Here is a 13702-nt window from a genome sequence, read left to right on the forward strand (position 1 = left end):
CTGAAAATATCAGAAAATTCACATCATTTATGCGTGTATGCGGCAGTTAATGAAAAAAGTTGATACATTGTGTGTATGAACGATTATAGACGAACAAACACAACCGTATCATTGATTAACTATCATTTCGTTTTTTGTCCCCGATACAGAAGAAAGAGTTTTCTTCGTGCAGATGTAGAGGAACGCTTTAAACTTTTAGTACAGGAAATATGTGAGGAATTAGAAATTGACATCGTTGCTTTGGAGTGTGCAAAGACCATACACATATGTTTTTAACTTCTTTCAGCGGGTGTCTAATCACCCGCTGAAAGAAGTTAAAGCCTCCGGCGGATGTCAAGGAATCGGAAAGGAGTTCTTAGAGGATGTTAGCCTAAAATCATCGCATCCGTAGGATAACGGCTAACTGGCCTGCATCGTGCAGGCCTAAGCACAAAGCCGATTCCGGACGCAATTATGCCGAGGCATAATTGATATACCGTACCAACGCTTAGTCCTGCTGATATTATGGCAAAAATCAAAGGAGTGACGTCTAAAAAGTGAGAGGAATTTCCTCATCTACAACATTTGCAAAACCTATGGACACGTTCTTATTTTGTATCTACCGCAGGAAACGCATCGAGTGAAACCGTCAAACGTTATGTGGAACAACAAAAAACAAGGGGGTGAATCATGTGTCACTAACGATAACAGTGAAAATCAAGCTGCTTCCGACAAAAGAACAGGCTTCTATTTTAAAGAATATGAGTCGATTGTATGTTGATACAATCAATGCCCTTGTTTCTGAAATGGTTGCAGAAAAGAAAAGTACAAAGAAATCAAGCAAGGATATTTCTGCCGACCTGCCAAGTGCTATTAAAAACCAAGCGATTAAGGACGCTAAAAGTGTGTTTAAAAAAGTGAAGAAAAATAAATTCAAGGTTGTTCCTGTGTTAAAGAAGCCGGTATGTATTTGGAATAACCAAAACTATTCTTTTGATTTAACGCATATTTCAATGCCGATTATGATGGATGGCAAGTCAACTAAAACACCTATTCGTGCTTTGTTGGTCGATAAAGATAACCGCAATTTTGATTTGTTGAAACACAAATTAGGTACTCTGCGTGTCACGAAGAAAGCGAATAAATGGATTGCACAAATAGCTGTCACTATTCCTACAAGTGAAAAAACAGGAACAAGGATAATGGGTGTAGATTTGGGTTTGAAAGTCCCTGCTGTTGCAGTGACAGATGATGGAACCGCTCGTTTCTTTGGAAATGGTAGGCAAAACAAATGTGTTAGACGTATGTATAACTCCAAGCGTAAGAAGTTAGGAAAATTAAAGAAATTAAATGCTATTCGCAATCTTGATGATAAAGAACAACTATACATGAAAGGCCAAGACCACAAGGTTAGTCGTGCGGTTGTTAATTTTGCTAAAGAAAATAATATTTCTGTCATTCGCTTAGAACAACTAACGAACATTAGGCAGACGGCAAGAACAAGCCGTAAAAACGAAAAGAATTTGCACAACTGGTCATTCTATCGTCTTTCTCAATTCATGGAGTACAAAGCGAACCTAGCGGGTATTAAAGTTGAATTTGTGAATCCTGCATACACAGGTCAAACATGCCCGAAATGTTCCGAAAAGAATAAGGCACAAGATAGAAAATATAAGTGTAAATGTGGATTCGAAAAACATCGTGATTTAGTCGGTGCAATGAATATTCGATATGCACCTGTGATTGATGGTAACAGTCAGTCAGCCTAAGATGCTATATGCACTGTCTTAGGAAGGGTAATGAGATCCCCTCATCTTGAGAGCTGTTTAAAACAGAAATGGACTGCGAATGCTTAGTTACTCAGGAATCCCACCGGTCATACCGTAAGGTGTAGGGCTTGCGACTTTAGTCGTGGGAGTCTCAAAAGAGACCTATCCCGATCAATAATTAAGCGCTGTCTAAGTGAAGTAAAACACTTTTAGACAGCTTTTTTTAGCTTATCACCGAAAAATTAATTAGAAATTTATTTTTATTGTTTATCCTTTCATTATCAACTGAAAGGAGCATTTTATGAAAAAACTTTTAAAGAAAATAGTTATCTACTTTATAGCGGTCATGCTTGTTGGGCTAGTCGGCATATTCAGTTATCATCGTTATCAGCTAAGTAAAGAATCGAAATTTCTAGGCAATAAAGGGACGCTTATTGAAGTGGATCATCAAAAAATCAATGTTTATACGGAGGGGGATGGTCAAGATACTTACGTTTTCATGGCAGGTTCAGGGGTTGCGGCACCCATTTATGAAATGAAAGGGCTGTACAGTAAATTTTCGCAACAACATAAGATTGCTGTTATAGAAAGAGCGGGGTATGGGTATAGCGGTGTCTCGAAGGACGAACGAGATATTGATACAATTTTAGCGCAAACGAGAGAAGCGCTCTTGAAAAGTGGAAATAAGCCTCCTTATATATTAGTACCGCATTCTATTTCGGGGGTTGAAGCTATTTATTGGGCACAAAAATATCCTGAAGAAATTAAGGGAATCATTGCGCTTGATATTGGCTTGCCAAATCAATATGTGGAGCATGAAATGGGGGCAGTCGACTACTGGACTGTTAAAGGAATGAATTTGCTAACGAAATTGGGCGTACATCGATTAACACCTTCGAAAGTGTATAATCCAGAAGTAATGAAGCAATCGTTTTTATCTAAGGAAGAAAAAGAAATTTATAAAGCACTATCCAATAAAAATATTTTTAATGATGATATGAAAAATGAGTTACTACAAGTGTACGAAAATAGTTTAAAATCAGAAGAGCTTCCGAAACCAAAAGACACACCGATATTATTAATAGATGCGATTGCTAAACAAAATAAAGGTTCGCAATATACGAAGTACCATAGCCAGAAATATGCGGAATTTGCCGAGCAAATTAACATAGCGGATGTGAAAGTATTAAGTGGCACTCATAGTATCTATTTATATAAACCGGATGAGATTTATCAGCTTGCTATAGATTTTATGAAAACTAAAGTTGACAACAAAGAAAGGTCGAGGGAATGAAAGGATTTACGATTTTAATAGTAGAAGACGACCAAATGATTGGCGATTTGATGCAAAAAATACTACAACGTGAAGGCTATGACGTTGTATGGAAAACAGATGGTCGAGAAATGATGAACATGATCCATCAAATCGATTTAGTCATAATGGACATTATGCTCCCAGGGGAAGATGGCTATCAGCTGACAAAGAACATTAAAAGCCTAGGCTTGAATATCCCCATTATTTTTTTATCTGCTCGCAATGATATTGAAAGCAAGCTGCAAGGCTTAACCGTTGGGGAAGATTATATGACAAAACCATTTGATCCGAGAGAACTTCTTTTAAGAATGCAGAAAATGCTAGAGCAGCAGTACGGTACATTTACACAAATCCAACATCTATTAATTGATAGCGAGCATCGTAAACTATTTAAAAATAATATGCATGATGAAATAGCATTGACTGCAATCGAACGTAAAATCTTCTTTTATTTATATGAAAATAAGGATAGGGTGTTAACGAAGGATCATTTTTTTGACTATTTATGGCCGCTTGAAGATCGCAATCAAAATATTATCAATGTCCATATCAAAAAGATTAGAACGAAAATGAATGATACATCAGGTACCATCCTACAAAATATTTACGGAGAAGGGTATCGATTAAATACCTACATAAAGAAATGACATTAAAAACAAAATATCGATTATTATTATTTACAGCCATCATCAGTGTTCCAATAGTTTTGTTAGGGATTAGTGTGTCGATGTCTATTATTTATGACTTCGTTTTTAAAACTAGAAATAAAGGCACTCCATTCCACGAATCTTTCGCCTATCCAACGATGCTGATTGTGTTCTTTCTATCATTATGTTTGCTAGCGTTTTTATTTTCGAAATCGATCAATTCATTACTAACGAAAATTAATATGCTCAACAAAACGATTCGTGACTTAGCGAGCAATGAAAGAACACCGAGTACATTAGCTGTTGGCAGTGAGGATGAAATCGGACAGCTAATTCAGTCCGTTAACATACTAATTGAGCGAACTACTTACCGGGAATTAGAGCTTCAACAACAGCAGGAGCTGCAAAAAGAGCTATTACAAAAGCTAAGACACGACATAAATACACCGTTGACAGCGATCCGTTTACAATTATTTTATTTAGAAGATACGTTTAAGGAACAACCGAAATTAGTAGAATCCTTGAATGAGCAAATTCAATACATCGCTAGCTTAACAAATGAATTGAATTGGCAGTCCCTAGATACAATGGAGAACTCTTATATCGTCCAGGAAGAAGTGCAACTCACGCTATTGTTTGAAACGATTATCAAAAAGTGGAGCTATTTATATCGAATGCAAAACATCGAATTAATCTATCATCTAGAGGATAGCCATGTAACATGGACGAGTAATGCACTATGGCTTCAACGAATGTTTGATAATGTGTTCCAAAACACATTGAAACATTCAAAAGCTACAAAGCTAGAAATCACCATAAAAGATCAAAAGGTTTTCATGACAGACAATGGTACTGGCTTTGACCAAAGCCATGTAAGCGAAGGCCTTGGTTTGAAAATCATTGATGACATCGCTAGAATTCTGCAAGTCAACTATACACTCAACTCGAACGAAGAAGGGACCGAATTTTGTTTTTTGACTAAAAAAATTTCTTGATTCTTTGATTCTATTGAGCGGTGGGCGATAATAGCCTTCTTCTTTATTGAACGAACGAGTGCTTTACTTCAAGATGGGATTCCACAGCGATCCCATCTTTTTCTTTTTCAATTTACGGGGAAGTTTAGTTCAATAACGAATAGATGTTATTTTGAAAAATTTAGTGCCTTTAATAAATATTCTTGGTCAAATCCTTGAAATGACCCAGTTACAATCGCAAAATGTGCATAGAAAATCCTAATTATAATTTTCCTTTTAATATAAACTAAAAGAAATAAAATAATTTAACATTCATTTAACATAACCCTTCTATCCTTTTAATTAAGGGAGGATTGAATATATGTTAAAACTAATAGACATTAAAAAAGTATATAAAACTGAGACATTAGAACAAATAGCATTGCACAATGTTTCGATTTCATTTCGTAAAAATGAGTTTGTTTCAATCTTAGGACCAAGTGGTTCGGGGAAAACTACCTTACTTAACATTATTGGTGGATTAGATCAATACACTAGTGGTGATTTAATTATCAATGGTGCTTCTAGTAAAAGTTTTAAATCAGAAGACTGGGATGCTTATCGCAACAATTCCGTCGGGTTTATTTTTCAAAGCTATAATTTAATTTCGCACCTTTCTATTCGCGATAATGTCGAGATGGGTATGAAACTAAGTGGTATTTCTACTAGCGAACGAAGAAAAAAAGCAGAAGATGCGTTAATAAAGGTTGGATTAAAAGACCATATTGAGAAACGTCCAAATCAATTATCAGGCGGACAAATGCAACGTGTGGCAATCGCACGTGCCATTGCCAATGATCCTGAAATCATCTTAGCCGATGAACCAACGGGTGCTCTTGATACAGAAACAAGTATTCAAGTGATGGAAATCATTAAAGAATTAGCAAAAGAAAAGCTGGTCATAATGGTCACGCATAACCCTGAGCTTGCTGAAGAGTATTCCGACCGTATCGTACGGTTTAAAGACGGGCAACTTATTGAAGATACAAATCCCGTTTTAGATAGCTCCATAACGAGCGATTACAAATTAAAGCATACAAGTATGAGTTTCTTCACAGCTTTAAAAAGTTCAGGTAAAAACGTACTGTCTAAAAAATGGCGAACAGCATTAACATCCTTTGCATCAAGTGTAGGGATTATCGGGGTTGCACTCGTTTTATCATTATCAAATGGTTTTAGTAACCAGATTGATGATTTTCAAACCGAAATGCTTTCTTCATTGCCAATTACAGTTTCTGATGGACCATCTACATCGATTATCCCTTCACCACCAACGGGTGAAAATGGCAATACGTTGGATGAATTTCCAACGACGAAAAAAATGTATGTGAATGCCCCATCTGAAGATGAAACAACGAAAACCCATACCAATGTGTTAACAGATGAATACGTAGACTATGTGTATAAATTAGATTCGGAGCTTGTGAGTAGTTATTCATTATCACGTTCTGTAGAATTACCAGTCTTAAAATTGGTAGATGGAAAAGCTACAAAATTAAATACAACTAATTTACCTTTAACTACTTATCCATCTGAAGATACAACTAATAGTACAACCTATTTAGAAGAAAATTATGATTTATTAGCTGGGGATTTCCCAAAATCAGAAAGTGAGTTATTACTCGTTGTAGATTCATACAACCAGTTAGATGTACAGGCTGCAAATGAACTTGGACTAACGGATGATGTGATTAAATTATCATCATTAATAGGAAAAGAATTTAAATTATTATCAAACGATCAGTATTATGTGAAAAATGGTGATACATTTAGAGTGAATGGAAACCCAAGTGATTTATCAACCTTATACAACGATAAAAACAGTCAAACACTTAATATTAGTGGTGTGATCCGAATTAAAGAAGATGCACAGGTAAAAGCTTTATCGACAGGACTTTTATACAGTGATGCATTAAATGAGCACTTTATCGCAGAAGCACAACAGTCTGAAATTGTATTAGCTCAAGAGAAAGCTGATTATAATGTACTTACAGGAGAGGCGTTAGGTGAAGAAACATCACCATCTACACAATTACCTGAAATGGATCCAACGGCTATGACAAGTGGTGATTTTACTAAGCCACTTACAAAGGATGCTACTTTAGCCAAATTAGGTGCAATCAGTACACCTGTCTCGATTTCTATTTATCCAACGACATTTGAAGCGAAAGACAGCATTTTAGACTATTTAGATGCATGGAATGATGACAAAGCTGAAGATGAAGCGATTGAATATACAGATATGGCTGAAGTGATGAGTAGTTCTCTCAATACTGTGATTGATACGATTAGTTATGTATTAATTGCCTTTGCATCAATTTCACTAATTGTATCTATGATTATGATTGGCATTATTATTTACGTATCAGTATTGGAGCGTACGAAAGAAATCGGGGTACTACGTGCTTTAGGCGCTCGTAAAAAAGATATTACTCGTTTATTCAATGCGGAAACGTTCATTATAGGGGCAACGTCTGGTATCTTAGGTATTGGGATTACGTATTTATTGTCAGTGCCGATTAACATCATTATCGAAAATTTAACAGACTTTTCAAACATTGCAAGTTTAAACCCTGTCCATGGCATTGCGTTAATTGTATTAAGTATTGTATTAACCATGCTTGGGGGGTTATTACCTGCAAAAATGGCAGCGAAAAAAGATCCAGTAGTTGCTTTGCGTAATGAATAATTAAAAGAAGGTGAACGAGATGATTAAAGTCGCCATTGTAGAAGATGACCGTGCTATTCGTACATTAATAAAAGTATACTTAGAGGATGAGGGATTTCAGGTTTTTGAATATACAAATGGACAAGAGGCATTGGAGGCATTTTCCACAAACCCTGTTGATTGTATAATTTCAGATATTATGATGCCTGGTATCGATGGTTACACATTTTGTGAGGAAATCCGTATCTTTTCCGATGTACCGATTTTAATGGTCACAGCTAAAGGAGAGCGTGAAGATTTAATTCATGGTTTTCAAGTGGGAACAGATGATTATCTCGTGAAGCCTTTTGATCCGGTTGAGTTGGTACTTCGGGTAAAAGCATTATTAAAACGATCACAAGTACTTGTTGTGAATGAAATTGAAATTGAAAATATTCTATTAAATCGTAACACCCTGATTTTAAAATCAAATCAAAAACAAGTCCAATTAAAACTTAAAGAATACGAGCTTTTTCAACTATTTGCTTCTAATATTGGTAAAGTCTTAACAAGAGATTTATTGATTGAAAAAGTATGGGGGTTTGGTTATGAACGTGGCGATCGAACTCTCGATGTTCATATTTCAAAATTAAGGGAGCATCTTGAGTATTTAGAGGCCAATTTAGTCATCAAAACACTGAGAGGTATTGGTTACGGTTTAGAGGTGAAGAAGTGAGAAGCTTGAATGTAAAATTAGCACTTAGTTCCTTAATCGTCTTATTTATAAGTGTACTACTGTCCTTTTTCATCTCAAAAACTGTTATTACAAATCAACTCGAAGAACAAGTAGTCACCGAACTAGATGGAATTGTACAATTTATAGAAACTGAATCCTATGAACAATCGCTTGAAAATTTATTAGTTCACTTAAACCAACTAACAAACTATCATGTCAAACATGTACAAGCTGCCGATTTACTTAATGAATATTCACAGGCGGACCTGTCTCAGATAAGTAATGGACATCCACTTGTTCGAGTTAGCAATCCGAACGATATAGTCGCATTCTATTCGTATACTAATAATAATGAAAAAATACTTTTACAATTCAACATGAAAGAACATATTGAGACAATGAATGCGATGAAGCTTATTGTAAAACTAGCTTTATTCATTGGTTTATTTTTAATATTTATCGCATCATACTATATTTCAAAGCCTATTAAACAATTAACAAAGGCAACCAATAAAATTGCACAGGGCCAATTTGATATGACATTAAAATCTAATCGCAAAGACGAAATTGGTCAACTGACAAATAGCTTCAACTTGATGGCTACTTCTGTTCAAAGTATGCTAAAGGTAAGACAGGATTTCATTTCTAACGTTTCACATGAATATCAAACACCGATTACATCGATTAAAGGTTTTGCTAAAGCGTTACGTGAAAAAGAATTTTCAAAAGCAACACAACAGGAATATTTATTCATCATTGAAGAAGAAGCAGAGCGCTTATCCAATTTGAGTACTAATGTGCTAAAGCTTTCACGCCTTCAATATGATGAGGTGAAAAAGCTTGATATTACGGCATTTTCAATTGATCGTATGTTAAAAGAAACGATTACACTTCTATATCCACAATCGAATAAAAAAAATATTGAATGGAATGTGCAACTAGAATCTATCACTATACATGCAGACGTACAGCTACTGAAACAGCTTTGGATTAATTTACTTAGCAACGCTATTCGTTATTCACCTGTATCCGGTATTATTTCGATAACCTGTATAGAAAATGAAAATAACAAAATACACATTACAATTACGGATGAAGGTCCTGGGATAGGTGATGAGCATCTAGCTAATGTATTCGATCCATTTTACAAATCTAAGGATTCTCCAGGGAATGGTCTCGGATTATCTATTGTAAAGGAAATTGTTCAAAAACATCATGCTAACATTCGCTTATTAAATAGAGAACCACATGGACTAAAAATTGATTTAGTATTTCCAAAGGAACACAACATTTTAAAATGTTAACAATCCTTTATCACTACATCTTTATAACTCAACGTTTATAGACAGCCTATAGACTGGAGACTAAATTGCTTAAGGTGGTAGAAGGTTCTTATTGGTAGTCTTATTAAACTAAAGGGGTGCGATTGTTCAATTTGAGCAATCGCTTTTTCACTAACGGCGCAGTTTAGTTGAATAATAAGGAGTAGAAGGTTATTTTAAATAGATATACAAAAGTGGGATTATAAATTTCATCACTATATTGAATGAATATCTGAAAGATAATGCTCAGTTTTACGTATAGGAAGGAGGAGCATAGTTTTGAAATTGATAGGATTAATCATTCTAGGTGGCTTATTTCTTCTTTTATTAAGTTTCATCTACATAATTATTAGTGTAGTGTTGCGAAATAAAAAAGAAAAGTAATTCTGGTTATTTTAATAGATTTGAATTATTTAATGGCTTCGCAAATATTGTGTTTTAGATGTTATGTTGGTTTATGTAATCAGAATTTTACTGCACAATATGAGGAAATTAATAAGTAGGGTTATCAACTACTTACTGCGAATACCAAAGAATTTGTGAAGAATCAGACTTTAACTAACGGGGTGCGTTAATTAAAGATCATTGAGTTGCTAAAGTGTACCCTTTGTAAAGGACATTTTATACTCTGGCTGACCTTATAATACGAACGGGGGCTTTACTTGAAGATCATTGAGTTGCAGCTCTTTTTTCTTATTGAACTAACGGTGCAGAATAGTTGAATAAGAAGATGTAATTTTGATTGATTACCAGCAGTAAAATAAATTGAAAGGGGCCGTTTTTGTTTGATTAATTATTTTAAACGTAAAATTAGATTAAGGGACTTTGAAGTGTGGGATGTTCGAATTGGCGACCAACAATATGCTTTAGCCATTTTAGATGAATTTCGACCTGCCACATTTGATGATTTTGAAATTCCAGATTTAATTTATGAAGAAGATGACCAGCGTGCAAACTATGTCTCTGCTACATATTTCTCTGATGAAGCTGTTAAAGATGAACATAAAGAAATACTGCGTGAATTTGCACAAATGCTTACAGAACACCTAGCTTTGGCACATTGTGAAGTAATTATAAAGATTTATCAAGAGAACCCTGAAAAAGCTATAGAACAAATGATGTTAACGAAATATGGTTTTAAAGAATCAGATATGCCATTAGATAAATTATTGCATTTAAATCAAGAGTAGAGGCCTTTAGTACTTATTCAACTAACGGGACAGGTTAGTTGAAGAGTGTTGTTTAACTTGTTTTTCAACAATCGGGCCATATTATTGAATAACAACCTTTTATGAAATGTTACCAAACGACGCTTTGAGAACTTTAAGTTTCTACATTTTAATACGTGGTTATGTAAAATTTTGGATTAATTATTATTTTCACAGGGTATTTTATATACTAAAACGCACTTGAATTAAAAAAAGGTTTATTGTTATCTTTGTAGAATCTAATTACTATAATAAATTGCGGTGAAATTCAATTATATAAAGGGAGTGTAAAGGTGGACCTATTACTTTGGATAACTATTGGTTTCATAATAATTGGATTTGTTGTTCTCACTTCTATGAAAAAAGGTATGGAAAGTAAGGTCGCTTTTATAAAAGCAAATATGGAAGACGAGGAAAATTCATCAAAAGCTAAATCCGTAATTTGGTGGATATGGAGTACTACTGCTTGGGGGATAGTGAGTATTTTTCTTGTTGTTTGGTGTTTTCGTAATCACTTTGGATAAACTGTTGGCTTCAAATGTGCTTAAAAAAACAGGTACTTTTGTATTAATTGTCTGAAGTATTACTGTAATGTTTATTCTTGAATAATAAATACTATATACATTATAAATTCAATAAACGTTCCCAATTGCAAGTTTGGGGACACTTGAAAAAGCCATGAACGCTGTGAGATCAACGTTTCTTGGCTTTTTGTATGCACATTCTTTATACAGCTTTTTATGCAAAGGTATATAAACAAAGCTACAATAAGACTTTTAAATAATTTACAGAAAATTCCGCAGATGTGCTATGTGAATAAAAACGTGCATATATAGACAATTTATAAGCTGTAAATCAGTATTTTTTAATCGGTACTTAAACTAACAAGAACTTTAGTTGAAGAAGCGTCGCTGTTCTTATTAAACTCCCATGAAAGAACGTAATCATCTTTCATTTTCTGTGGTGTAGTGTTGATTTTAAGCGACATGGATGGCTAACGGGCGCGTTTCTTAAAAAAAGGGATGCTCTTTACGTATCCAATTAAAAAGAAGTAAATGTTATTATTTTATTAAAGATCGTTGCTCTTCTATTATAGGTGGAGAAAGCTTTAATACGATATATGCTACAATATTAAAAAAGGTAAACCTTGGAGGTACACCACTGCAATAAGACTTATAACGAAATTAAGTTCTTTATATATCCTGTCAAGGACATATTATGAAATAGTGCTTTAATAAAGGGGTTGTATAAAATGGATGAAAAAAAAGATACAGAAATAAAACGCTCTTCAAAAGCAGAAAACATTCTACCTCAGATCAATAGTAAAACTAAGCTAGGCGACTTACGAAAAATCGCGAAGGACATTAAAAAAGATCACGAACTAGCTATGGAACTTTGGTCAACCGAAGAGTTTTTGCCCAGACTATTAGCAATCTTAATTATGGACAAAAAACTTCTTTCACATGATGTGCTAAATAAGCTTGATAAGGATATGCAGACTCACACTTTTGATGAGCGAAATAACTTAATGGATTGGTTAATGGCTAATCAGCTCACCAAAGACAAGAAGAAGATTGCATTGATGGAGTCATGGGAAAATAGTCCTTCTGCTCTTCAAAGGCGAGCTTTCTGGTATTATCAAGGGCGATTGAGATGGACTGGACAAACACCGCCTGATAACACCGCAAACTTGCTATCAGCATTAGAAGTCAATATTATGCAGGAAGAACCGGAAGTTCAATGGGCTATGAATTTCACCGCAGGCTGGATAGGCGTTTATGATGAAAAGAATCGTGCACGTTGTATTAAACTTGGTGAGAAAACGGGTCTTTACAAAGATGAAAGAGTAGCAAAAGGATGTACTCCCAGCTATTTGCCGGAGTTCATTACGATTGAAGTTAACAAACGATATAATAATTAGTTACCTCTGAAAAATTTATTGGGGTTTAATGTAAAAAAAGGAATTCAAATCCTCAATATGAAAAGTGTAATAAGCTTGGACCGAAAAATAAAGAAAAAAACGCGTTATGGCAGCTAGTTAGTGAAATAATGCAAGGAAGATGTAAAGGATAAACCCACTATCTCTTTTTGATCTGTAGGGCCCTTATCTTTTAGAAGAACAACTTTCCAGCTGCGCAGTACAACGATACTATTCAATAGAAAAAGATCTTCCACAATCGGGCGCAATTCTTGAAAAAGAATAGGCGCCAATTTTTAATTTAAGAGCCATTTAATTTAATAGGGAAAGAAGATATTATACCTGCAAAATAAACATCTACATTTTTATTTCTTTTTTTCTAGGATATTTTTTAATTGCTTTTGAAGTACGTCCATAATGGCAGCGATGATAGCTGTTGCTAATATCCCTATTAGTCCAAGTGCTATTGGACCTGCTGGGTCATCACCCGTGAACATGGCATACACCCTTAAGTAAACTATTACTAATAAAATTAAGATAATAATTGTAAAAGCGCATTTTTTTATCACCTTCAAGGATTTAAGGGATAACTCGGAAAAAGCGTTGTTACTATCGATATAACTCAATAGTTTATATGCTTGATACAAAGCTACAGAAAATGTAATGCATACTCCATACGCGCATATTAACAACGGATATATCGAGTAATCTCCTGGACGCACTATAGCATCTCTTCTGGCTGCTTCAGGCAACAAAAATATACACACGGCAAGTACCGCAATTCCAATAAGAAAAGCAACAACCTTTAAGAAAAAAGTTGAACCTAGTTTACCATTCATTTAAAACACCTCACTGATTTAATGATTATATGATTTTAATATAATTTTTATCGATTATCAATAAATTTATTTTGTTTTTTATTATATTTTTATTGTTTTTAAATATTGATTTGATTGTTATATGGGAATCATACTTGAATTATTGTAAATTTTATTATGAAGTAACCTAACAATCGTGCGCAATTCTGCAGCAAGAATTGTACTTTTTCTATTTGATGATTTGTCAAATTAAGTGCAACAATTGCTCATTAAAAGCCTCGTTTGCAGTTTTCCAGCCAAGACATTTTCTTGGTCGGTTGTTGATATAGT

At 34.4% G+C, this 13702-nt stretch carries 11 protein-coding genes and 2 pseudogenes; 12 read left to right on the forward strand and 1 reads right to left on the reverse strand.

Going from position 1 to position 13702, the window contains the following annotated elements; genetic code table 11:
* Window positions 1–75 precede the first annotated feature (75 nt).
* The 12 genes and pseudogenes from tnpA to ACFTQ7_RS17285 all read left to right on the forward strand — a co-directional run.
* Window positions 76–281 (forward strand): annotated as a pseudogene (tnpA, locus tag ACFTQ7_RS17230) (IS200/IS605 family transposase); the annotation flags it as partial.
* 259 nt (window positions 282–540) lie between these two features.
* Window positions 541–666 (forward strand): annotated as a pseudogene (locus ACFTQ7_RS17235) (transposase); the annotation flags it as partial.
* 5 nt (window positions 667–671) lie between these two features.
* Window positions 672–1748, forward strand: a complete 1077-nt coding sequence (locus tag ACFTQ7_RS17240) for an RNA-guided endonuclease TnpB family protein (protein WP_386830104.1) — start codon at window positions 672–674, stop codon at window positions 1746–1748.
* A gap of 301 nt (window positions 1749–2049) precedes the next feature.
* Entirely contained in the window at window positions 2050–3042 is a 993-nt protein-coding gene (locus tag ACFTQ7_RS17245) for an alpha/beta hydrolase (protein WP_386830105.1), read from the forward strand.
* Entirely contained in the window at window positions 3039–3710 is a 672-nt protein-coding gene (locus tag ACFTQ7_RS17250; RefSeq protein WP_386830106.1) for a response regulator transcription factor, read from the forward strand. The genes ACFTQ7_RS17245 and ACFTQ7_RS17250 overlap by 4 nt, the downstream gene beginning before the upstream one ends.
* Window positions 3707–4705, forward strand: a complete 999-nt coding sequence (locus ACFTQ7_RS17255; RefSeq protein ID WP_386830107.1) for a sensor histidine kinase — start codon at window positions 3707–3709, stop codon at window positions 4703–4705. The genes ACFTQ7_RS17250 and ACFTQ7_RS17255 overlap by 4 nt, the downstream gene beginning before the upstream one ends.
* A 340-nt stretch (window positions 4706–5045) precedes the next feature.
* Window positions 5046–7412 (forward strand): ABC transporter ATP-binding protein/permease, encoded by a 2367-nt coding sequence (locus tag ACFTQ7_RS17260; RefSeq protein WP_386830108.1) that lies wholly within the window; start codon window positions 5046–5048, stop codon window positions 7410–7412.
* A 19-nt stretch (window positions 7413–7431) separates the two neighbouring features.
* Complete coding sequence (locus ACFTQ7_RS17265; RefSeq protein WP_386830109.1) at window positions 7432–8106, forward strand: response regulator transcription factor; 675 nt, start codon at window positions 7432–7434, stop codon at window positions 8104–8106.
* Window positions 8107–8111: 5 nt separating this feature from the next.
* Window positions 8112–9410: an ATP-binding protein gene (locus ACFTQ7_RS17270; RefSeq protein WP_386830110.1), complete on the forward strand. Its 1299-nt coding sequence runs from the start codon at window positions 8112–8114 to the stop codon at window positions 9408–9410.
* A gap of 803 nt (window positions 9411–10213) precedes the next feature.
* Window positions 10214–10618, forward strand: coding sequence for a hypothetical protein (locus tag ACFTQ7_RS17275; protein WP_386830111.1), 405 nt, complete (start codon window positions 10214–10216; stop codon window positions 10616–10618).
* 311 nt (window positions 10619–10929) lie between these two features.
* Window positions 10930–11160, forward strand: a complete 231-nt coding sequence (locus ACFTQ7_RS17280; protein WP_386830112.1) for a hypothetical protein — start codon at window positions 10930–10932, stop codon at window positions 11158–11160.
* Window positions 11161–11888: 728 nt separating this feature from the next.
* Entirely contained in the window at window positions 11889–12557 is a 669-nt protein-coding gene (locus tag ACFTQ7_RS17285) for a DNA alkylation repair protein (protein ID WP_386830113.1), read from the forward strand.
* A 362-nt stretch (window positions 12558–12919) separates the two neighbouring features.
* Here ACFTQ7_RS17285 and ACFTQ7_RS17290 read toward each other — a convergent pair whose 3' ends face one another.
* Window positions 12920–13393 carry a DUF2975 domain-containing protein gene (locus ACFTQ7_RS17290; RefSeq protein ID WP_386830114.1) on the reverse strand — a complete coding sequence of 158 codons (474 nt, stop codon included), beginning with the start codon at window positions 13391–13393 and terminating at the stop codon, window positions 12920–12922.
* Between the last annotated feature and the right edge of the window lie 309 nt (window positions 13394–13702).

The organism is Lysinibacillus sp. NPDC056959 (assembly GCF_042674095.1).
GTDB classification, from domain to species: Bacteria; Bacillota; Bacilli; order Bacillales_A; family Planococcaceae; genus Lysinibacillus; species Lysinibacillus zambalensis.

Coding starts and splice junctions, on each gene's coding strand:
- ACFTQ7_RS17245 (WP_386830105.1), top strand. CDS start 2,050: ATGAAAAAACTTTTAAAGAAAATAGTTATCTACTTTATAGCGGTCATG.
- ACFTQ7_RS17250 (WP_386830106.1), top strand. CDS start 3,039: ATGAAAGGATTTACGATTTTAATAGTAGAAGACGACCAAATGATTGGC.
- ACFTQ7_RS17255 (WP_386830107.1), top strand. CDS start 3,707: ATGACATTAAAAACAAAATATCGATTATTATTATTTACAGCCATCATC.
- ACFTQ7_RS17260 (WP_386830108.1), top strand. CDS start 5,046: ATGTTAAAACTAATAGACATTAAAAAAGTATATAAAACTGAGACATTA.
- ACFTQ7_RS17265 (WP_386830109.1), top strand. CDS start 7,432: ATGATTAAAGTCGCCATTGTAGAAGATGACCGTGCTATTCGTACATTA.
- ACFTQ7_RS17285 (WP_386830113.1), top strand. CDS start 11,889: ATGGATGAAAAAAAAGATACAGAAATAAAACGCTCTTCAAAAGCAGAA.
- ACFTQ7_RS17290 (WP_386830114.1), bottom strand. CDS start 13,393: ATGAATGGTAAACTAGGTTCAACTTTTTTCTTAAAGGTTGTTGCTTTT.